Origin of the sequence: Amycolatopsis sp. NPDC088138 (assembly GCF_044741685.1) — a bacterium.
Classification (GTDB): Bacteria; Actinomycetota; Actinomycetes; order Mycobacteriales; family Pseudonocardiaceae; genus Amycolatopsis.
In genome coordinates this window covers 358,506-378,008 of sequence record NZ_JBIUTB010000007.1, presented here as the reverse complement: position 1 = coordinate 378,008, position 19,503 = coordinate 358,506, and the positions used below count along the sequence as shown (strand labels likewise).

Sequence of the window (19,503 nt, the reverse complement as noted above, 5' to 3'; positions counted from 1 at the left end):
TCACCTAGGCTGGGCGGTATGCCGTACCGCTCGCCGCTGCTGGACGTGCCCGGATCCATCCCCCCGCCTGACGACCACCCCGAAGCCGGCGTCCCCTGGCACTGGGGAGACCCCTTCGCGGAGCAGCGCACCGCTTCGCGCGGCGTCGTCGTGATCGATCGGTCACACCGCGAAGTCCTGGCCGTGTCGGGCGAAGAGCGGCTGTCCTGGCTGCACCTGGTGATCTCGCAGCACGTGACCGAGCTCGCCGAAGGGACCGGCACCGAGGCGCTGGTGCTCGACAGCCAGGGCCGCGTCGAGACGCACATGGTGGTCGCGCACCTCGACGGCACCGTGTACCTCGACACCGACCCGGGCACGAGCGTCACCAGCGCGTTGCCGAAGGGCGGCCCCCAGACGCTGCGCGAGTACCTCGAAGCCATGAAGTTCTGGTCCAAGGTGGACATCCGCGACGCGACCGAAGAGTTCGCGCTGCTCACCGTGCTCGGCCCGGACTCCGAGCGCGTGCTGAGCGCGGCCGGTGTCGAGGTCGGGCCGGAGCCGTACGCGGTCGCGGCGCTGCCTGGCGGCACCGGTTTCGCGCGGCGGATGCCGTGGCCCGGCCGGTTCAGCGTCGACCTCGCCGTGCCGCGCGCCGAGCTCGCCGGCTGGTGGAAGAAGCTCACCGACGCCGGCGCCCGCGCGGCCGGGAGCTGGGTGTTCGACGCGCTGCGCGTCGAGTCGCTGCGGCCGCGGCTGGGTGTCGACACCGACGATCGCACGATCCCGCACGAGGTGGGCTGGGTCGGCTCGGCCGCGCACGTCGCGAAGGGCTGCTACCGCGGCCAGGAGACCGTGTCGAAGGTGCACAACGTCGGCCGCCCGCCGCGCAACCTGCTGCTGCTCCACCTGGACGGCTCACCCGAGATCCGGCCGGAGCCCGGTGACCCGGTGCTGCTCGACGGCCGCACGGTCGGCCGCGTCGGCACGGTGATCCAGCACCACGAGCTCGGCCCGATCGCGCTGGCCCTGGTCAAGCGGTCGACGCCGGTGGGTGCCGAGCTGCTGACCGGCTCGGAGGACGACCTCGTCCAGGCGGCGATCGACCCCGACTCCGTGCCTTCGGAACTCCCGGCACCCGGGCGGGCTGCGGCGGCGCAACTTCGTGGCTGATCAAAAACCCCTGACAGCAGGATCACGCCCAACCGGGATAAACTGCGCTGTGATCGAAGTGCGGCCCGGCGGCAGGCGGCGGATCGACCGCGTGCTCGGCCCGGGATACCTCAGCGGTGTGGGTGACCTGCCGCTGAAGGTGCTCCGCGAGCGGCGGGACGAAGCCGCCCAAGAAGAGACCGACCTGTCCTACCTGCGCCGGCTGCTGCACGCCCGGATCGACATCGTCCGCGCCGAGCAGACCCGGCGCAGCTCCGGCGGCGAGTCCAGCATCGTCGACCAGCTGGCCACGATCCTCGCCGACAACGCGCTGGGCCCGGCCGCGGGCTCCGGGCGGCACCAGCAGCTGGAGCCGTCCCGCGCCGGCGAGCACCGGCGGCACGCCGAGGCGCTGATCGGCGACACCGACCTGACCGACGTCAGCTCCCTGACGGACGACAAGCTCGCTTCCGCTTTGGACACCTACGCCCGCGAAGAGCTTTCGGTGTCGTCGTTCCGGCGCGAGGTCCAGAGCGTCATGGACACCCTGAACGCGGAGATCGCGCAGCGCTACCAGCAGGGTTCGGCCACTGTGGACGAGCTGCTGGAGAGCGAAGGCGGGCACGAGGCCCAGTGAACCTCATTCAGCCGTCGCCCGGCGCGAAGGTCACCGCTGGCAGTCGGGCTGCAGCACCGCAGCGCCGTGCTAACCAGAATGAGGTTCAGTGACCAACCCCGTTTTGGCCGAGGTCGTCCGTTCCGATTTCGTCGAGAGCGTCCACCGCGGCGCTCTCGTGGTGACCGGCCCCGAAGGCGACGTCCGGCTGGCGCTCGGTGACGTCACGTCGCCGGTTTTCCCGCGGTCGTCGAACAAGCCGTTGCAGGCCGTCGGCATGCTGCGGGCCGGGCTGGACTTCACCGGTGAGGACCTGGCACTGACCTGCGCGTCGCACTCGGGCGAGCCCAGCCACGTCAAGCGCGTCCTCGAACTGCTGCAGGCGGCGGGCCTGACCGAGGACGACCTCGCGTGCCCGGCCGACTTCCCGCTGCACGTGCCGAGCATGCGCGACGCCGCCGAGCCGCGGCGCGTGATGATGAACTGCTCCGGCAAGCACACCGGGATGCTCACCACCTGCGTCCGCGCCGGCTGGCCGACCGCGGGTTACGAGACCCCGGACCACCCGCTGCAGCAGGCGATCGCCGTCGCGGTCGCCGAGCTGACCGGCGAGCCGATCGCGCACACCGGCGTCGACGGCTGCGGTGCGCCACTCTTCGGGTTCTCGCTGACCGGCCTGGCCCGCGCGTTCGGCCGCGTCGCGACCGCGTCCGAAGGTCCGGAGCGGACGGTGGCCGATGCCATGCGCGCCAACCCGTGGCTGGTCGCCGGCACCGGGCGCGAGGACACCGAGCTGATGTCCGCCGTGGACGGTCTCGTCTCGAAGGCCGGCGCCGAGGGCGTCCAGGCGTTCGCGCTGCCGGACGGCTTCGCGGTGGCGATCAAGATCGACGACGGCGCGAAGCGGGCCTGCGCGCCACTGGCCGTCGAGGCGCTGCGGTTCCTCGGCGTGGACGTCTCCGGCCTCGGCGAGCTCGCGCACGGGACGGTGCTCGGCGGCGGGCGCCCGGTTGGCGAGATCCGCGTGCCGGAGCTGCGCGGCTAGCTAGTTGGCGCGTTCCCGCGCCGCCAGGTCGCCCCAGAACTCCCGCAGGTCGGAGAACAGTTCGGCGAGCTCCTCGACGTTGCCCGTGCGCAGCGCGTCCAGGATGTCGTGCACCTCTTCGGCGGTGGTGTCGGCCTCGAGGATGGGGTCCGCGAACAGCTGCACGAGGCCGCCGTAGTCGAGTTCGACGATCGAGTCCGCGTGGAAGTTGTCGAGCCAGCGCCGCGTCTCGAACAGCACGCGGCCCGGCCCGGAGTCGCCGAAGGTCTGTTCCAGCAGGTCACCGGCTTCGCGCGCCCGGTGCTGCGCGTCGGCGAGGGTGGTCCGCCAGGACAGCTCCCGCTTCGGGTCGTCACGGCCGCTGCCGAGCACGAGCTTGCGGTCCTCCGGGTCGACCAGCACGAACCACGGCAGCGGGACGGTCCAGGTGGTCGACAGCGTGTGCGCCGCGGACGTGCTGAGGTCCGACAGCGCGGACTTCGTGCGGGCGCGGATCGCGTCCTGGGTGAAGCCGCCCTCGTCGAGGATCACGTTCTTCAGCGCCGGGTGGGCGTCACCGAGGAAGGTCACCAGCGCGGCCGCGGACCGGGCCCGCAGCTCCAGCGGGCACACAAACGGCCCGTGGACGCGCTGGCCGTCCGGTACGTCGGCCGGATCGAGCACCAGGACGTCGGTCAGCAGGCTGGGCGCGGGGCGCCCGTTGGCGAGCTCGGCGGGCAGCAACCGGCGCGGCGCGGCGACCTGTGACTTGAGCCACATGGCCTGCTCGCGGGCGCCCGCGTCGGTCCGCCCCAGCTTCGCCGCCGCGACGGCCGCGCGCAGCCGATCGTCGGGCGGCTCGCCCAGGGCGAGCAGGGGTTCGTACACCCGCAGATAGGCCACGAAGGGACGGAGCACGAGTAGATCGTGGCACGCCGACCTGCACTGATCGTCACCGACCGGCCGGTAACCGGTGTCCGGCCGACACTGTCACGACCGGCACACCGTGCCACGTCGCATCGAACCCCCCGGACACGGTACGGTGTGAGCAGGAAATAATTGTCGAGACGATGCGGGGCCGCCGATTCCCCCGGCCGCCCCGCCCCTGTGCGAGGGGGTCGAGCCATGGGGCGCGGCCGGGCTAAGGCCAAGCAGACGAAGGTGGCGCGCGAGCTCAAGTACAGCTCGCACGAGACCGACTTCGATGCTTTGCAGCGCGAGCTGTCGACTGGTTCCTCTAGTGGTCACTATGAGGAGCCCGATAGCAATGATCAAGATCCGTACGACGACGGGTACGACGAGTACCGTCGTTGAGCACGCGTAACCGCGCGAGGGCGTGAGCCGGGCACAACCCGGCGACCGCCCTCGTGCGCTGCGTGCTGCCCAAAAGTGTGTCTAAAAGGCACTCGGGGCTACGAATCCAACGAAGGAGTGAGCCGGTGGTAAGTCGGGTTGGAGTCGTCGGGGCGGGACTGATGGGTTCCGGCATCGCCGAGGTGCACGCCCGGTCCGGGTTGGACGTCGTGGTCACCGAGGTGAACCAGCCGGCGCTCGACGCGGGCAAGGCGCGGATCGAGAAGTCGCTTCAGCGCGGCGTCAAGAACGGCAAGCTCTCCACCGAGGACGCCGACGCGGCCCTCGGCCGGCTCCGGTTCACCACGGACATCGCCGAGTTCGCCGACCGCGAACTGGTCATCGAGGCGATCCTCGAGCAGGAGCAGGCGAAGGTCGACGTCTTCCGCCAGCTCGACAAGATCGTCGAGGCGGAGGACGCGCTGTTCGCGTCCAACACGTCGTCGATCCCGATCATGAAGCTGGGCATGGCGACGAACCGCCCCCAGCAGGTGGTCGGCATCCACTTCTTCAACCCGGTGCCGGTGCTGCCGCTGGTGGAGCTGGTCCCGTCGCTCCTGACGAGCGAGGAGACCGCCCGCCGCGCGGAGGACCACGCGACGACGGCACTGGGCAAGACGGTCATCCGGTCCCAGGACCGGGCCGGCTTCATCGTGAACTCGCTGCTGGTGCCGTACCTGCTGTCGGCGATCCGCATGATCGAGTCGGGCTTCGCCTCGGCGGAGGACATCGACCGCGGCATGGAGCTGGGCACGGCCCACCCGATGGGCCCGCTGCGGCTGTCCGACCTGATCGGCCTGGACACGATCAAGGCCATCGCGGACTCGATGTACGCGGAGTTCAAGGAGCCGCTGTACTCGTCGCCGCCGCTGCTGCTGCGCATGGTGGACGCGGGCCTGCTGGGCAAGAAGACGGGCCGCGGCTTCTACTCGTACGGCTGACCGACCTTCGTCGCCGCACGATCCACTTTTGGTGGTCCGTGCGGCGACTTTGTCGTCTTGGGCCGGACGCCCGGGCCCGGTTGACTCCGAGGCATGCCTGAACCGAGCCGTCGTGTGACCACCTTCGTCTTCGCCGCGGGCGCCAACGGTGTCTCGGCCGCCCCGAACGAGCTGGTCCTGCGTGGCCACCGCGGTGTCGGCGTCGAGCAGCCCGGGCAGCAGTTCCGCCTCTCCTACCAGGCCCCGCAGGACCTGGCGGGGTTCGCGACGGAACCGTCGGCGCTGGCCGGCGTCACGGTCGCCGACCAGGTGGCGGCCACGGCCGAGGTCGTCCGCCGCGCGGCGGCGCACGGCCCGGTGGTCCTCGTCGGCGCCAGCATCGGCGGCGCGGCGATCAGCCTGGTCGCGGACGCCGTGCCCGACCTGATCGACCTGCTGGTCTACGACACGGCGTTCTGCTGCGTTGACCTCCCGACCCCGGACGAGTACATGGCCACCCCGGAGGCGGCCGACACCCGCGTCGGCGACCTCCTCGGGTTCGCGGCGGCCGACCCGTCCGTGATCGGCGCGGTCCGGTTCAACTGGCGCACCGCGGACCGCACCCTGCTCACGAAGGCCAAGGAGGCGTTCCTCGCCGAGGCCACCGACGCCGAGTTCTACGCCTTCTTGAACTCGATGGCCCCGGACGACCTCCTCGGCAAGGGAGCCACCCCGGCCCGCGGCACCCGCGACCGGTGGGGCCGGGTTCCGCGGGTCTACGTCCGGCACCTGCGCGACCGGATCGTCCCGCTGGCCCTGCAGGACCGCATGATCCGCGAGGCGGACGCGGCCACGCCGGGAAACCGCTTTCAGGTGTTCGACCTGGACACGAGCCACGTGCCGGACGCGCCGCACATGGCCCAGCTGGTCGACATCTACGACCGTTTGGCGCCCGCCTGATCGAAGACCACCGGCGCGTCGAAGGCCGCCCGCCGAGCCGCGCGGCGCAGGACCGCCAGGACGGCCGGCCCCAGCACGACGATCGCGACCGCGTTGGTGATCGCGCGGCCGGTGTCCCAGCCGAGCGTCGAGGTCAGGACCGTGAAGACAGCGAACCGGTGCAGGTTGTCCAGCAGCGGCGCGCCCGGCACGTACCCGAGCCCCGCGGTGGCGCCCCCGAACGACGTGCCGGCGAGGAACGGCCACGACCACAGGCTCATCAGGAGCCCGAAGAAGTAGGCCGCGACGACGCCGTAGGCCACGAGCAGGGCGATTTCCGCCTTCCCGCGGGAACGCGGCAGCAGCCCGGCCCCGAGCCCGATGAGCGACGAGGCGAGCATCTGGAACGGCAGCCACGGCCCGACGCCCGCGGTCAGCAACGCCGAGGTGAACAGCGACGTCGAGCCGAGGACGAACCCGAACCCGGGCCCGAACACCCGCCCGGCGAGCACGAGCAGGAAGAACACCAGCTCGATCCCGCCGGTCCCCGCCCCGAGCGGCCGCAGCCCGGCGTTCACCGCGGACAGCACACCCAGCAACGCAAGCGCTTTCGCGTCGATGCCCCCGCGCGACAGCTCGGCCAGCACCACGAGGATCAGCACCGGCAGGGTCACCATGAAGACGAACGGCGCGTCGGCGGTGTGCGCGGAGACGCTCGGCGCGGGGTGCGCGAAGAGCGGCCAGCAGAACATGACCAGGCCGAGGACCGCCGCGACGGTGAGGACCAGCGCCGGGCGCGGGCGGAGGCGGATGGCCCTGGACGGTGGGTCGAGGAAGCCGGTCACGTCAGCACCTCGCCACGGCCGAGTTCGCGGTTGGGCAGGTAGACCCGGCCACTCGAGAGTGGCTTCGCCGGGCAGCCCCGACAGCCAGGGTTGGTGCAGCCACGCCGACTGGGCAGGTAGACCCGGCCACCGAAGAGTCGCTTCACCGGGCGGCCCCGACAGCCAGGGTTGGCGAAACCGCACCGACTGGGCAGGTCGACCCGGCCACCGAAGAGCGGCTTCACCGGGCAACCCCGACAGCCAGGATTGGCGAAACCGCGCCGACTGGGCAGGAAGGCCCGGCCACCGAAGAGCGGCTTCACCGGACAGCCCCGACAGCCAGGATTGATGCAGCCACGCCGACTGGGCAGATAGACCCGGCCACCGAAGAGCAGCTTCACCAGGCAACCCCGACAGCCAGAGTTGGTGCAGCCACGCCGGCAGCACCCTGCGCACGCGGCGGCGGGCGATGAGGCGGTCGCCGACGCGAGTTCGCGCGAAGCCGCTCCCTGTGCGCCCGCATCCGCGATGCGGAGGCGTGGCGCGGCAACCGGCACGAAGCCGCGACAGCGCAGCCGCCCACCCGACACCCGCTCGCAACAGTGCGGCCGCCCACCCGGCACCGGTTCGCGAGGTGGCCAGGCAGGGAGGAGACGTGGCGCGACGGATGTCATGTCAGGGCTTCCGCTACTTCGTCCACCGTCAGCCACTCCTGCGGTGCCAGCACCTTCGCCACCTGGGGCGCGAACGCCGGGGAGGCGACGATGACCTCCTTCGTCGGGCCGTCCGCTACCACCTCGCCCTCGGCCATGACCACCACCCGGTGGGCCACCGTGGCCACGAACTCGACGTCGTGGGTGGCCAGCACTATCGCGTGGCCCTGCGAAGCCAGCTCTCGCAGGATCGCCGCGAAGCGCCGTTTTGCGTGGTAGTCGAGGCCGCGCGTCGGCTCGTCGAGCAGGACCACCGGGGGTGCCGCCGCCAGCTGGACGGCCAGCACCAACGCCAGTCGCTGCCCTTCGGACAGGTCGCCGGGGTGCGCTTCACCGGCGATCGCGGGGGCCAGCCGGTCCAACAGTGACCTCGCCGTGCCTGCCGCGGCCCCGGATTCGGTGTCGGCCTGTGCGCACTCGGCGTCGACCGAATCGAGGTAGAGCAGGTCGGCGGGTGACTGCGGGACCAACCCGACACGCTGACGAGCCGCTCGTGGCTTGAGCGACGCAGGATCCGCACCGCCCACGTCGACCTTCCCCGCCGACCGCGGGCCACTGCCCTGCACCGCCCAGAGAAGCGACGACTTGCCGGAGCCGTTGCGTCCCATCAGCATGACGATCTCCCCCGGCCCGACGCGCAGGTCCACCCCACGCACCGCCAGGACATCTCCGTATCGGACCACCACCCCTCTCACATCCAGTGCTTGACCGGTCACCGAGAGAGTACGACCCACCACCGACAATTCTTGAAGCCGAGATCGCAGCGGCCCCGCGATCCGCCGCGCGTCCCGCACCGACAGCGGCAGCGGCGACCAGCCCGCGAGCCGCCCCAGCTCGACGATCGGCGGCGCGATCTCCGCCGTCGCCAGGATCTCCGACGGCGGCCCGGACCGCACCGAACCGTCGCCCGGCAGGTACAGCAGCCGGTCGGCGTACTGGACGACCCGCTCCATGCGGTGCTCCGCGACGACCACCGTGGTCCCGAGGTCGTGCACCAGCCGCGTGATCGCCGCGAGCACCTCCTCGGCCGCCGTGGGGTCCAGCGCGGACGTCGGTTCGTCGAGCACCAGGACCCGCGGATGCGCCGTCAGCACCGAGCCGATCGCGACGCGCTGCTGCTGGCCGCCGGAAAGCGTCCGAAGTGGACGGTTGCGCAGCTCCGCGATGCCCAGCAGGTCCAGGGTTTCCTCGACGCGCTTGCGCATGACGTCCGGCGCCACCGCCAGTTGCTCCATCGCGTACGCGAGTTCCTCCTCGACGGTGTCGGTCACGAACCCGGCCAGCGGATCCTGCCCGACGACGCCGACCACCGCGGCCAGCTCGCGCGGCGGGAAGACCGCGGTGTCCCGCCCATCCACGAGCACCCGCCCGGCCAGCCGCCCGCCGGTGAAGTGCGGGACGAGCCCGTTGATCGCCCCGAGAAAAGTCGACTTGCCGACGCCGGTCGGCCCGGCGACCAGGCACAGCTCGCCCTCCTCGACCAGCAGCGAGACGTCGGCCAGCACCGGCCCGGGAGCGTCGGGATAGGTCACCGTGACCTGCGAAAACTCGATCATCGGACGACCTCCGACAACGACGGGGGGCGAGGTGCGACGAACGCGGGCAGCACCCCGACAAGCAGGGACAGCGCGTGCCAAGGAGACACTTCGGGCCACCGAAGAGGGCTCAGCGACGGGTACAGGTTCCCCGGGTCGACCCGCGAGGAGAAGAACAGCAGCGCGCACGCCCCGACCCCGGACGCCACGACCAGCGTCTCCGGCCACCGCCACGGATCCGGCCGGTACGCCGTCCGCCGGATCCGCCGCCCGCCCAGCACGAACCCCGCCGCGGCCACGACCAGTCCCAGCGCCAGCAGCGGCACGCCCAGCCACGACGACGTCCCGTCGAGCACGCCGTAGACGCCGACGCACACGCCGACCAGCCCGCCGAGCACGCAGCCGGCGATCGTCGCGCGCACGCCGACGCTCAGGTACGCGCGCCGCCCGTAGCCGCGCGAGTCCATCGCCGCCGCCAGCAGCAGCGAGCGGTTCATCGCGTCCTCCAGCACCGGCACCACGATGCCCTTGACCGCCCGCAGCCCGCGAGTCCGCCCCGCCCGCAGCCGCCGGGCCCGCCGGACGCGCTGCACGCTCTCGACCAGCTGCGGGGCCACCGTGAGCGCGACCGTCACGGCCGTGCCGACCTCGTACAACGCTCCCGGCACGGCCTTGAGCAGGCGTTTCGGGTTGGCGAGGGCGTTCGCCGCGCCGACGCAGAGGACCATCGTCGCCAGCCGCAGGCCGTCGTAGAAGCCGCCGAGCAGCTCCTCCGCCGACGTCGACCCGAGCAGCGACACCCCGGCCGCGAACGCCGGCAGCGGGATCCGCGGCAGCGTGAACAGGATGTGCCCGCCGTCCTCGCCGCCGATCAGGATCCGGAACAGCACCCGCGTCGCGACGATCACCGCGCCGACGTAGGCGTAGAGCCGGAACGCCAGCGCCCAGGGCGCGTCACTCCGCCGGTTCGCGACGACGAAGCCGATGATCGCGATGACCAGGCCCAGCAGCAGCGGGTTCGTCGTCCGGCTGGCCGCGACGGCCAGCGCGAGCGCCCAGGCCCACCAGGCGCCGGGGTGCAGCGCCCTGCCGGTCACGTCCGGCGACGTCGTGCGGCGACCCAAGCCGCGCCACCGATCAGCAGGATCGCCGCGATGGCGATGACCACCCCCCACGGGAACGAGCTGCCCTCGGCCGCGGGCGCCGGGGCCGGGGTGGAAACGGCCTGCCGGACCGGCGCCACCCGCGGCGGCGCCGGCAGGTCGTTGGCCGTCTTCGGCCGCGCGAACGCCCAGCCCTCGAACCCGTCAGCCGTGGGCTTCGACGTCTGCGCGCCTTCCTGGCTCGACTCCCACTTGCCGCCGGCCGAGGCGTGCCAGTAGCTCCAGTACGCCGTCGCCGACGGCATGCCCGCGCACGACTCGACGTCCGGGCCCGGCTTGCCGTCGATCCGGCAGGCGACGGCGAGGCCGTACTTCTGCGAGCCGGCGACGTCGATCCCCGCGCCCTGCAGCGCCGCGATGCCGGACGCGGGCGTTCCTGGGGCGCAGCGGACGAGCGGCTGCGGGCCCAGATCACCGAAGTCGACGACCACCGTCACGCCGCCACCGGCCGGGCAGGTGCCGTCCGTGCCCGTCGCCGACGCGGGCGAGGCCCCGGCGAAGCAGGTGGCCAAGAGGAGGAGACAGACCGCGGCGATGCGGGACGGCAGGGTGATCATGCAGGCACTTTAGCCAGGACGACCGGCCTCGCAGGTGCGGTTCCGGCGCGACGCGGGACACACCTAGACTGCGGCCCGTGGGACAGCTCATCGCGGAGGGACAGCTGCGGGTCGGCCTCGTCGGCGCCGGTCCGTGGGCGACGACGATTCACGCGCCCGGCCTGGCGGATCACCCCGGCACGGCGCTGACCGCCGTCTGGGCCCGCCGCCCGGAAGCGGCGCAAGCGCTTGCGGACACGCACTGCGCGGCCGCCGCGAGCAGCGTCGAAGAGCTGTTCGAGCAGGTGGACGCCGTGGCGTTCGCCGTACCGCCGTCGATCCAGGCCGAGTTGGGCGTGCGCGCCGCCGAAGCCGGGAAGCACCTGATCCTCGAGAAGCCGATCGCCGCCGACCTGGCCGGCGCGCAGCGGCTGGCCGACGCCGTCGCGGCCGCCGACGTCGCCGCCCTGGTCATGCTGACCCTGCGGTACTCGACCCAGACCCAGGAGTGGCTCGCCGGCCTCGGCCAGGCGGGCGGCTGGGCCGGCGGCGGCGCGCGCTGGCTGTCCGGCGCCCTGCTCGGCGGCCAGTACGCGGCCTCGGAGTGGCGTCAGGACGACGGCGGCGCGCTGTACGACATCGGCCCGCACGCCCTCGACATGCTGGACGCCGCACTCGGCCCGATCACCGACGTCGTCGCCGCGCGGTGCGGCCCCGGCGACCTGTGGCACCTGATGCTCGCCCACGAGAACGACGTGGTCAGCACGGCCACGCTGTCGCTGCGGCTGCCGGTGCAGCCGACCGTCGTCGAGGTCGCCGTCTGGGGTGAGCACGGCTACCGCACGCTCGGCCGCAAGCCCGGTTCGGCGTCGGAGTCCTACACGGCGTTGCTGGACGACTTCGCGGCGATGATCGCCAGCGGCACCACGGCCCACCCCTGCGACGTCCGCCGCGGCCTGCACCTGCAGGGCCTGCTCGAACGCGCTCGAGAGCTGGCCGGCGACACCAAGTAGTACACAGGCACCCTCTGCGGATTTCCGTTGTGAATTAAGGGGTTTCGAAAGCATCCCCCAATCCATCCACAGGGTTGTCCACAGCATCCACAGTGGACAGTGCGCCTCCCGACCGAACCACGGAAGGTTCCGTCGCGCCACCGGAAAGATCACCGAATAGTGCGCCTCCCTCAGAGTGCCGAGACGATCTTGTGATGCGAAGGTGATCTTGGGAGGGCCGTTTCCAGCGCACAGACGATCTTTGGGTGCTCAAGGAGGGAGGCGCATGGAAACCCTGCTGCGCGCCTTCTGGGGGATGATTCCGGTCTCGGCCATCGCGCTGCCGTACGCGCTGCTCGGGTGGCCCCTGCTCGCGGCTCGGCGGCGGCGAAGACTCCCACCCCGCTACGCGAGCGCCACCGCCGGCGTCGACAGCGCCGCCGTCCTGGTCGCTTTTCTGGTGTTGTGCCTGGTCACGATGCCGGTGAGCGGGTCCGGCCAGAGCACGCTCGACCTCGTTCCGGGTGCCGACATCACCGCCGCTTTCGGCGACGACGGCTCGCTCTGGCAGGTGATCGGCAACGTCCTGCTGCTCTGCCCGCTCGGCGCGCTGCTCCCGTTGCGGATGCGCGGCCTGCGCACGCTGCTGCGGATCGCGCTGGCCGCCCTGGTCGTGTCCGTGCTGGTGGAAGGTACGCAATATCTGATCCACACCGGCCGGGTGACGTCCACCGACGACGTCCTGCTCAACACCACGGGCGCGATCCTCGGCGCGGCGCTGAGCCGGCGCATCTGGCGTTCGCTGGACCTGCCACCGGCACCGCCGGTGGTGATCCCGACGCAGCAACGCCGCACGATCTGCGAGGCCCCGACACTCACCATGCGGGTCCCGCGGTCGGTCTGGGACGCGCGGTACGCGGCCATCGCCCACCCCGACCGGCAGTAAACGGCTTGCCGGCCGTGCCACACTGGCCCGGAAGCGCCCTTTCGACTCAAGGAATGAACGCCTATGCCTGGCGCCGTCTCCGGCGTCGGCCTCCGCTAGGCCTGACGCCCAGCGACCTCCCGCACTGAGCTGCGGTTCCTTGACGTGCTCTCGAAAGGGCTTCCACCAGCAATGTCCGCTATCCAGACGTATGTCCGCAAGACGGCGCCCCGTGGCCGCGAAACCGAGCGGATCGGCCCGTTCCTGGCCACCTACTCGCCGGACACCGAGCACCCGATGCTCAACTACGCGATCCCGGACGACGGCGCGCGGCCGTCGGCGGCCGAGATCGACGCGCTGACCAGCGCGTATCGGCGGCGGGGCCTGCTCCCGCGGCTGGAGTACTTCACCGACGTCGCTCCCGACCTGGAGAAACTCCTGGTCGAGGCCGGTTACGCGCTCGAACGGCGGGTGCCGTTGATGACCTGCGCCCCCGCCGAACGGATCGACAAGGCGGTTCCGGCGGGGATCCGGCTGCGCGCGCCGGAGTCCGGCGAGGACATCCGGCGGCTGCGGTCGGTGCAGAACACGGCGTTCGGCGAGTCGCCGGAGGTCCCCGACGAGGAGGTCGATCGCCTGCGGTCCGGCATCGAGGCCGGGGTCCGGCACCTCCTGGCGGAGGACGTCGCCGGCGGCGTGGTGCTCGGCGGCGGTCTCGCGCTCGCGATCGTCGACGGCACCACCGAGATCGCCGGCATCGCCGTGCACGAGCCGTACCGCGGCCGCGGGATCGCCGCGGCGCTCACCGCCCGGCTCACCCGCGACGTGCACGAGTCCGGCGCGCACACGGCGTTCCTCACCCCCGGTGACCTGGGGATCGGCAACGTCTACGCCCGGGTCGGCTACCGGCCGGCCGGGGAGTGCGTGCATCTCTCGCTGAGCTAGTCGTTCAAGCGGCCGGAGCGGCCACGCTTCACGTCGCTCCGGCGCTTCTTCGACGCCAAGCGGCGCTCCTTCGAACCGCGAGACGGCTTCGTGGGGCGCCGCTTGGCCGGCGGCGGGGCCGACGCGTCGCGCAGCAGGTTCGTCAGGCGGCCACGCGCGGCTTCACGGTTCTGCAGCTGGGAGCGGTGTTCGCTGGCCGCGATCGTCAGGACGCCGTCGACGAGACGGCCTTCGAGCCCGGCCAGCACCCGGTCCCGCAGGTGCTCCGGGATCGACGGCGAACCGGCGACGTCGAAGGACAGCTCGACCCGCGAATCCGTGGTGTTGACGCCCTGGCCGCCCGGGCCGGACGACCGCGAAAAGCGCTCGTTCAGCTCGGCTCCCGGGATCGTGAACCGGGAGCCGATCACCACGTCTCCGGCTGCCATGACACCAGTGTGACAGCCGCGATCAAGTCCGTTTCAGAACCGCGGGTGGTCACCCGAGAGCAGCGCGCGCGGGCCGTCGACGTCTTCCGCGGGCTGGACGTCGCCCAGCACCCACGCCGGGACGTGCCGCGCGGTCAGCATGGCCAGCGCCCGGTCGACGTCCTCGGCCCCGACGATCGCGACCATGCCGACGCCCATGTTGAACGTCTTCTCCAGCTCGGCACGCTCGACCCGGCCGCGCTGGCCGATCAGCGCGAACACCGGCGCCGGCGACCAGGTGCCGCGGTCGAGCCGGGCGACCAGGCCGCGCGGCATGACGCGGGCCAGGTTCGCCTCCAGGCCGCCGCCGGTGATGTGCGCGAACGTCCGGACCTCGGTCTCGGCCGCCAGCGCGAGGCAGTCCTTCGCGTAGATCCGCGTCGGCTCCAGCAGCTCCTCGCCCAGGGTGCGGCCGAACTCCTCGACGTGGCCGCCGAGCGGCATCCGCGCGATGTCCAGCAGCACGTGCCGGGCGAGGGAGTACCCGTTCGAGTGCAGTCCCGACGAGCCGAGCGCCAGCACGACGTCACCCGGGCGGACCTTCTCCGGCGACAGCAGCGCCGACGCCTCGACCACGCCGACACCGGTGGCCGACATGTCGTAGTCGTGCTCGCCCATCAGGCCGGGGTGCTCGGCGGTCTCGCCGCCGAGCAGCGCGCAGCCGGCCTGCACGCAGCCCTCGGCGATGCCGCCGACCAGCGCGGCGATCTTCTCCGGGTGCACCTTGCCGACGGCGATGTAGTCCTGCAGGAACAGCGGCTCGGCACCGGTCACGACCAGGTCGTCGACGACCATCGCGACCAGGTCGATGCCGACGGTGTCGTGCTTGTCCAGCGCCTGCGCGACGGCGATCTTGGTGCCGACGCCGTCCGTGGAGGAGGCGAGGATCGGTTCCTTCCACTTGTCGAGCTTCAGCGAGAAGAGCCCGGCGAAGCCCCCGACGCCGCCCAAGACCTCAGGGCGCGTGGCCCGCTCGGCGTGGGGCTTGAGCAGCTCGACGGCTTGGTCGCCGGCGTCGATGCTGACGCCGGCGGCGGCGTACGTGGCGCTCGTGGACTCGCTCACGGTAGAAGGACTCCCAACTGGAAGGACTAGCCCGGAAGAGCTAGGGACGCCGAAGAGCGTCCTCGGCACCGTACCCGGCCGGGCTGACCGGCGTCGCCGCGCCATTGACCGCGTCGAGGCTCTCGAGCAGGTTCTTCCCGATGAGCGCGTCGTCGGGCAGGGCGATCGGGTACTCGCCGGAGAAGCACGCCGTGCACAGCCGCGACTTCGGCTGCTCCGTCGCCGCGACGAGGCCGTCGAGCGAGATGTAGCCGAGCGAGTCCGCGCCGATCGAACGGCGGATGCCGTCGAGGTCGACGCCGTTCGCGACGAGCTCGGCCCGCGACGCGAAGTCGATGCCGTAGAAACACGGCCAGCGCACGGGCGGCGACGCGATCCGGACGTGCACCTCGAGCGCGCCGGCCTCGCGCAGCATCCGGACGAGCGCGCGCTGGGTGTTGCCGCGGACGATCGAGTCGTCCACGACGACCAGCCGCTTGCCGCGGATGACGTCGCGCAGCGGGTTCAGCTTCAAGCGGATGCCGAGCTGGCGGATGGTCTGCGACGGCTGGATGAACGTGCGCCCGACGTAGGCGTTCTTCACCAGGCCGGTGCCGTACGGGATGCCCGAGCCCTGCGCGTAGCCGATGGCGGCGGGGGTGCCGGACTCCGGCACCGGCATCACCAGGTCGGCCTCGACGGGCTGCTCGCCGGCGAGCCGGCGGCCGATCTCGACGCGGGTGGCGTGCACGCCGCGGCCGGCGATCGTCGTGTCGGGGCGGGCCAGGTAGACGTACTCGAAGACGCAGCCCTTGGGCTCCGGGTTGGCGAACCGCGAGGACCGCAGGCCCTCGGCGTCGATGGCGATCAGCTCACCCGGCTCGACCTCGCGGACGAACGACGCGCCGACGATGTCCAGGCCGGCGGTCTCGCTGGAGACGACCCAGCCGCGCTCGAGGCGGCCGAGCACCAGCGGGTGCACCCCGTGCGGGTCACGCGCGGCGTACAGCGTGTTCTCGTCGGCGAACACCAGGCAGAACGCGCCCTTGAGCGTGGGCAGCAGCTCCATCGCGGCGCCTTCGATGCCCTTGTCGGCGGCGTTCGCGGCGAGCAGCCCGCAGACCAGGTCCGAGTCGCTGGACGAGCCGGTCAGCCCGGCGTGCGGCTTGAGGCCCGCGGCGATGGTGCGTTCGCGCAGCTCCGCCGTGTTGACGAGGTTGCCGTTGTGCGCGAAGGACAGGCCGCTGCCCGTATCGGTGGTGCGGAAGATCGGCTGTGCGTTCTCCCAGATGGTCGCGCCGGTGGTCGAGTACCGGCAGTGGCCGACGGCGATGTGGCCCTGCAGCGACTGCAGGATCTGTTCGTCGAACACCTGGCTGACCAGGCCGAGGTCCTTGAAGACCACGATCTGCGAGCCGTCGGAGACGGAGATGCCGGCGGCCTCCTGGCCCCGGTGCTGCAGGGCGTAGAGGCCGTAGTAGGTCAGTTTCGCGACTTCTTCCCCGGGAGCCCAGACGCCGAAGACGCCACACTCCTCGCGGGGTTCCGGGTCGGGCTGGTCGGAGGACACGAGCTGCGGGTCGGAAACCACCGAGGTGCTCCCAGGAAGACGTGGTCAGGCCGATTTCAGTGTAACCGGGCCGGACATGAGTCAGGCCCCGCCCGACGTGGTTCTGACCACTTCGGACAGGGCCTGAAGATTTTCACTGCGCTAGCAGGCATCCGGCAGCGCGAGGATCTCCGTGAGCACACGGGCACCGTCACCGCTGCGGCGCCACAGCCACCGCTCCGGCTCGAGGATGTTCTCTTCGGTTCCGGGCATCCGCGTCGCCACCACGTCGTCCTCGGCGTTGAGCCGGACCACGTCGACGACGTCATCGTGCACCCGCACACCGACGACGGCGAGAACCTCACCGCGCTCGTCGGCGGGGTGGACGAACTGGTAGCCGCGGGCCACCAGCTCCTGCAGTCCGGTCTCGATGTCGAAGACGGGTGCGACGGCCTCAGCTGAGGACATCGTCGAACTCACCGTCCTTCGCGCCCGCGAGGAACGCCGCCATCTCGGCACGCGTGTACACGAGAGCGGGACCGGTCGGGAAGCGCGAGTTGCGCATCGCGATCTCACCGCTGGACAGGGGGGCGACCTCGACGCAGTTGCCGACGGCGCCGCTGTAGCTCGCCTTACGCCACTCGGCACCGGACAGCCGGTCGGCCGGGATGCCGTTCTCGAATCGCTCAGCCATGGTCCCACCTTCTCGATGCGGAAGCTGTTGAGGCAATGCATCTGCATGTGCATTTGCCCGCGTATCGGAGGCTAGCACGTGTGCCTGCAGCGGTAAATGCACGTGCAGAATTTCTTGCAAACTTCTCCCCCAGTGAAGGATCACCAGGTCATCCTTCATCCAACGGGTGATAGAAACGTTCCCTAACGGGGTAGTCGCTACACGTTGTTACCGCTGATCGGTAACCCGTCGATACCGTCGAACAGGGATCTCAGATCTCCTGGCGGCGCTTCGCCAGCATCGACCGGCTCCGGTCGGGCGTCTCCGCGTCGACCGCGAGCATGTCCAGCGCGCGGCTGTACTTTTCGATCTCTTCGCGCTTCTCGATGTAGTGCGCGCCGGTGAGGTACTCGACGTAGGCGATGTTCGGCAGCTCCGGTTCACCGAACCGCAGCAGCGAGAACGCGTGCTCCGCGGACAGCCCGCTGCGCGAGTACGGCAGGACCTGCACCGACACGTGCGGCAGCGCGCTCATCTCGAGCAGGTACTCGATCTGCCGCTTCAGCACCTTCATGCCGCCGATCGGCCGGTGCAGCACGGACTCGTCGAGCACCATCCAGACGCGTGGCGCGTCCGGCCTGCTGAACATCTTCTGCCGCCGCATCCGCAGCGCGACCAGCTGGTCGACGCGGTCGTCGGCCATCTCCGGACGGCCGTGGCTGAAGATCGCCCGCGCGTACCCCTCGATCTGCAGCAGGCCCGAGACGTAGAGCGGCTCCCAGATCTGGATCCGGGCCGCGGCCTCTTCCAGGCCGACGAGGTCGGTGAACCAGTTCGGCATCGTCTCGCCGAACCGCCGCCACCAGCCTGGTTCGTTCGACTGCTTGACCATGTCGAGGAAGGTCTGGCGCTCGTTCGGGTCGTCGACGCCGTACATCGTCAGCAGGTCGGTGACGTCGCGTTCCTTGAAGCCGACCCGGCCCAGCTCGAGACGGCTGATCTTCGATTCGGACCCGCGGATGTTGTAGCCCGCCTGCTGGCGCGTGACCCCGGCCTCTTCACGGAGCCGGCGCAGCTGCGAGCCGAGGATCATCCGGCGCGCCGTCGGGCCGATGTTCTGTTCAGCACTGGACGCGTTCACCGCGTTCATTCCCGGACCTTCCGCGCGTCAGTCACCAGGGGGCTCTAGCCCGACTACCGAAAGTACACGTTGGGCCGTCCTGCGCAAAGAGGTGACCCGGTTTACCGCATGCGTGTGTAGTCCTACTCTACGTAGAGTACGAGACTTTCGACACAGAACTTGCGAGGTTCAAGATGCCCGACGCCGCGACCCGGACCGAACGAGTTCCCGTTGGAGTCGACCCGACCCGGGCCAGCATCGCGCGGGTCTACGACGCGTTTCTGCTGGGTAAGGACAACTACGAGATCGACAGGGAGGTCCTGCACAAGGTGCAGCAGGCCGCTCCCGAAGCGCAGGACCTGGCCTTCGAAAACCGCGGTTTCCTCATTCGTGCGTGCCGGTTCCTCGCGGGCCAAACGGGTATCACCCAGATTCTCGACCTGGGGTCCGGTCTGCCGACCGCCGAAAACACCCACCAGGTCGTCCAGCGGATCAACCCGGAGACCCGCGTCGTCTACGTCGACAACGACCCGGTCGTGCTCGCCCACGGCCGCGCGCTGCTGGAGGAGAACGAGCACACCCACTTCGTCGCCGAGGACATCTTCGAGCCGGAGCGGATCCTCGAGAACGAGGTCGTGCGCGAGCACATCGACTTCACCCAGCCGCTGATCATGTTGCAGATGGGCACCCTGCACCACTACAACGGCGACCGGAAGCGGCCGGCGGAGATCATGCGGCAGTACGTCGACGCGCTGCCGTCGGGCTCCTTCGTCGGGCTCAGCCACTTCTTCGACCCGCAGAACGACGACTCGGCCACCGCGCGCCGCATGGAGGACTTCTTCGTGCACAGCCCGATGGGCTCGGGCACGTTCCGGACGCAGCAGGAGATCGAGGAACTGTTCCCCGGCCTCGAAATGGTCGATCCCGGCGTGACCCTGTGCGCCGACTGGTGGCCGGACGGCCCGCGCCTCAAGGAGCTCAACGTCGCGCAGCGCACCATCGCCGGCGGCGTCGGCCGCAAGCCGTAACCCGGC

The 19,503-nt window shown here is 71.1% G+C and carries 21 protein-coding genes; 10 read left to right on the top strand and 11 right to left on the bottom strand.

Annotation, left to right across the window (positions count from 1 at the left end):
• Positions 1 to 18: 18 nt before the first annotated feature.
• The 3 genes from ACIOD2_RS38355 (at position 19) to ACIOD2_RS38345 (ending at position 2,792) form a co-directional block, all read left to right on the top strand.
• Positions 19 to 1,152, top strand: a complete 1,134-nt coding sequence (locus ACIOD2_RS38355; protein ID WP_400549691.1) for a YgfZ/GcvT domain-containing protein — start codon at positions 19 to 21, stop codon at positions 1,150 to 1,152.
• 49 nt (positions 1,153 to 1,201) lie between these two features.
• A complete protein-coding gene (locus tag ACIOD2_RS38350) occupies positions 1,202 to 1,768 on the top strand; it encodes an aerial mycelium formation protein (protein WP_400549689.1) in 567 nt (188 codons plus the stop codon).
• Positions 1,769 to 1,856: 88 nt separating this feature from the next.
• Positions 1,857 to 2,792 (top strand): asparaginase, encoded by a 936-nt coding sequence (locus tag ACIOD2_RS38345; RefSeq protein WP_400549687.1) that lies wholly within the window; start codon positions 1,857 to 1,859, stop codon positions 2,790 to 2,792.
• Here ACIOD2_RS38345 and ACIOD2_RS38340 read toward each other — a convergent pair whose 3' ends face one another.
• Positions 2,793 to 3,689 carry a hypothetical protein gene (locus ACIOD2_RS38340; protein WP_400549685.1) on the bottom strand — a complete coding sequence of 299 codons (897 nt, stop codon included), beginning with the start codon at positions 3,687 to 3,689 and terminating at the stop codon, positions 2,793 to 2,795.
• A 207-nt stretch (positions 3,690 to 3,896) separates the two neighbouring features.
• Between ACIOD2_RS38340 and ACIOD2_RS38335 the strand changes: the two genes are divergently transcribed.
• From ACIOD2_RS38335 to ACIOD2_RS38325, 3 genes are all read left to right on the top strand, one after another.
• Positions 3,897 to 4,085, top strand: coding sequence for a DUF3073 domain-containing protein (locus tag ACIOD2_RS38335; RefSeq protein WP_247059144.1), 189 nt, complete (start codon positions 3,897 to 3,899; stop codon positions 4,083 to 4,085).
• Between the two features lie 125 nt (positions 4,086 to 4,210).
• On the top strand, positions 4,211 to 5,065 hold the full coding sequence (locus ACIOD2_RS38330; RefSeq protein ID WP_256475830.1) for a 3-hydroxybutyryl-CoA dehydrogenase: 855 nt from the start codon (positions 4,211 to 4,213) through the stop codon (positions 5,063 to 5,065).
• A gap of 93 nt (positions 5,066 to 5,158) precedes the next feature.
• A complete protein-coding gene (locus ACIOD2_RS38325) occupies positions 5,159 to 6,004 on the top strand; it encodes an alpha/beta fold hydrolase (protein ID WP_400549682.1) in 846 nt (281 codons plus the stop codon).
• Here ACIOD2_RS38325 and ACIOD2_RS38320 read toward each other — a convergent pair.
• The 4 genes from ACIOD2_RS38320 to ACIOD2_RS38305 all read right to left on the bottom strand — a co-directional run bounded on the left by ACIOD2_RS38320 (position 5,980) and on the right by ACIOD2_RS38305 (position 10,775).
• Positions 5,980 to 6,828, bottom strand: a complete 849-nt coding sequence (locus ACIOD2_RS38320; RefSeq protein ID WP_400549680.1) for an ECF transporter S component — start codon at positions 6,826 to 6,828, stop codon at positions 5,980 to 5,982. The two genes, ACIOD2_RS38325 and ACIOD2_RS38320, sit on opposite strands and share 25 nt — an antisense overlap.
• Positions 6,829 to 7,477: 649 nt before the next feature.
• Positions 7,478 to 9,076, bottom strand: coding sequence for an ABC transporter ATP-binding protein (locus tag ACIOD2_RS38315; protein WP_400549678.1), 1,599 nt, complete (start codon positions 9,074 to 9,076; stop codon positions 7,478 to 7,480).
• Complete coding sequence (locus ACIOD2_RS38310; RefSeq protein ID WP_400549676.1) at positions 9,073 to 10,152, bottom strand: CbiQ family ECF transporter T component; 1,080 nt, start codon at positions 10,150 to 10,152, stop codon at positions 9,073 to 9,075. Before ACIOD2_RS38310 ends, ACIOD2_RS38315 begins: the two co-directional genes overlap by 4 nt.
• Positions 10,149 to 10,775 (bottom strand): hypothetical protein, encoded by a 627-nt coding sequence (locus tag ACIOD2_RS38305; RefSeq protein WP_400549674.1) that lies wholly within the window; start codon positions 10,773 to 10,775, stop codon positions 10,149 to 10,151. The genes ACIOD2_RS38310 and ACIOD2_RS38305 overlap by 4 nt, the downstream gene beginning before the upstream one ends.
• A gap of 77 nt (positions 10,776 to 10,852) precedes the next feature.
• Between ACIOD2_RS38305 and ACIOD2_RS38300 the strand changes: the two genes are divergently transcribed.
• The 3 genes from ACIOD2_RS38300 (at position 10,853) to ACIOD2_RS38290 (ending at position 13,616) form a co-directional block, all read left to right on the top strand.
• Complete coding sequence (locus ACIOD2_RS38300) at positions 10,853 to 11,767, top strand: Gfo/Idh/MocA family protein (protein ID WP_400549672.1); 915 nt, start codon at positions 10,853 to 10,855, stop codon at positions 11,765 to 11,767.
• 265 nt (positions 11,768 to 12,032) lie between these two features.
• Complete coding sequence (locus ACIOD2_RS38295; protein ID WP_400549670.1) at positions 12,033 to 12,692, top strand: VanZ family protein; 660 nt, start codon at positions 12,033 to 12,035, stop codon at positions 12,690 to 12,692.
• A gap of 171 nt (positions 12,693 to 12,863) precedes the next feature.
• On the top strand, positions 12,864 to 13,616 hold the full coding sequence (locus ACIOD2_RS38290; RefSeq protein WP_400549668.1) for a GNAT family N-acetyltransferase: 753 nt from the start codon (positions 12,864 to 12,866) through the stop codon (positions 13,614 to 13,616).
• Here ACIOD2_RS38290 and arfB read toward each other — a convergent pair.
• The 6 genes from arfB to ACIOD2_RS38260 all read right to left on the bottom strand — a co-directional run bounded on the left by arfB (position 13,613) and on the right by ACIOD2_RS38260 (position 18,499).
• The gene (arfB, locus tag ACIOD2_RS38285) at positions 13,613 to 14,044 is read right to left on the bottom strand and encodes an alternative ribosome rescue aminoacyl-tRNA hydrolase ArfB (protein ID WP_400549666.1); all 432 of its coding nucleotides are present in this window, start codon (positions 14,042 to 14,044) and stop codon (positions 13,613 to 13,615) included. The two genes, ACIOD2_RS38290 and arfB, sit on opposite strands and share 4 nt — an antisense overlap.
• 33 nt (positions 14,045 to 14,077) lie before the next feature.
• Complete coding sequence (purM, locus tag ACIOD2_RS38280; protein WP_400549664.1) at positions 14,078 to 15,148, bottom strand: phosphoribosylformylglycinamidine cyclo-ligase; 1,071 nt, start codon at positions 15,146 to 15,148, stop codon at positions 14,078 to 14,080.
• Between the two features lie 40 nt (positions 15,149 to 15,188).
• Complete coding sequence (purF, locus tag ACIOD2_RS38275; RefSeq protein WP_400549662.1) at positions 15,189 to 16,718, bottom strand: amidophosphoribosyltransferase; 1,530 nt, start codon at positions 16,716 to 16,718, stop codon at positions 15,189 to 15,191.
• A 120-nt stretch (positions 16,719 to 16,838) separates the two neighbouring features.
• A complete protein-coding gene (locus ACIOD2_RS38270; protein ID WP_400549660.1) occupies positions 16,839 to 17,144 on the bottom strand; it encodes a hypothetical protein in 306 nt (101 codons plus the stop codon).
• Positions 17,131 to 17,370: a DUF397 domain-containing protein gene (locus ACIOD2_RS38265; protein WP_400549658.1), complete on the bottom strand. Its 240-nt coding sequence runs from the start codon at positions 17,368 to 17,370 to the stop codon at positions 17,131 to 17,133. The genes ACIOD2_RS38270 and ACIOD2_RS38265 overlap by 14 nt, the downstream gene beginning before the upstream one ends.
• Before the next feature lie 250 nt (positions 17,371 to 17,620).
• Positions 17,621 to 18,499 (bottom strand): helix-turn-helix domain-containing protein, encoded by an 879-nt coding sequence (locus ACIOD2_RS38260; RefSeq protein ID WP_400549656.1) that lies wholly within the window; start codon positions 18,497 to 18,499, stop codon positions 17,621 to 17,623.
• 164 nt (positions 18,500 to 18,663) lie between these two features.
• Here ACIOD2_RS38260 and ACIOD2_RS38255 point away from each other — a divergent pair, with 164 nt between their 5' ends.
• Positions 18,664 to 19,497: an SAM-dependent methyltransferase gene (locus ACIOD2_RS38255; protein ID WP_400549654.1), complete on the top strand. Its 834-nt coding sequence runs from the start codon at positions 18,664 to 18,666 to the stop codon at positions 19,495 to 19,497.
• Positions 19,498 to 19,503 lie beyond the last annotated feature (6 nt).

Coding starts and splice junctions, on each gene's coding strand:
- ACIOD2_RS38355 (WP_400549691.1), top strand. CDS start 19: ATGCCGTACCGCTCGCCGCTGCTGGACGTGCCCGGATCCATCCCCCCG.
- ACIOD2_RS38335 (WP_247059144.1), top strand. CDS start 3,897: ATGGGGCGCGGCCGGGCTAAGGCCAAGCAGACGAAGGTGGCGCGCGAG.
- ACIOD2_RS38325 (WP_400549682.1), top strand. CDS start 5,159: ATGCCTGAACCGAGCCGTCGTGTGACCACCTTCGTCTTCGCCGCGGGC.
- ACIOD2_RS38315 (WP_400549678.1), bottom strand. CDS start 9,076: ATGATCGAGTTTTCGCAGGTCACGGTGACCTATCCCGACGCTCCCGGG.
- ACIOD2_RS38305 (WP_400549674.1), bottom strand. CDS start 10,775: ATGATCACCCTGCCGTCCCGCATCGCCGCGGTCTGTCTCCTCCTCTTG.
- ACIOD2_RS38295 (WP_400549670.1), top strand. CDS start 12,033: ATGGAAACCCTGCTGCGCGCCTTCTGGGGGATGATTCCGGTCTCGGCC.
- ACIOD2_RS38290 (WP_400549668.1), top strand. CDS start 12,864: ATGTCCGCTATCCAGACGTATGTCCGCAAGACGGCGCCCCGTGGCCGC.
- arfB (WP_400549666.1), bottom strand. CDS start 14,044: ATGGCAGCCGGAGACGTGGTGATCGGCTCCCGGTTCACGATCCCGGGA.
- ACIOD2_RS38270 (WP_400549660.1), bottom strand. CDS start 17,144: ATGTCCTCAGCTGAGGCCGTCGCACCCGTCTTCGACATCGAGACCGGA.
- ACIOD2_RS38265 (WP_400549658.1), bottom strand. CDS start 17,370: ATGGCTGAGCGATTCGAGAACGGCATCCCGGCCGACCGGCTGTCCGGT.
- ACIOD2_RS38260 (WP_400549656.1), bottom strand. CDS start 18,499: ATGAACGCGGTGAACGCGTCCAGTGCTGAACAGAACATCGGCCCGACG.
- ACIOD2_RS38255 (WP_400549654.1), top strand. CDS start 18,664: ATGCCCGACGCCGCGACCCGGACCGAACGAGTTCCCGTTGGAGTCGAC.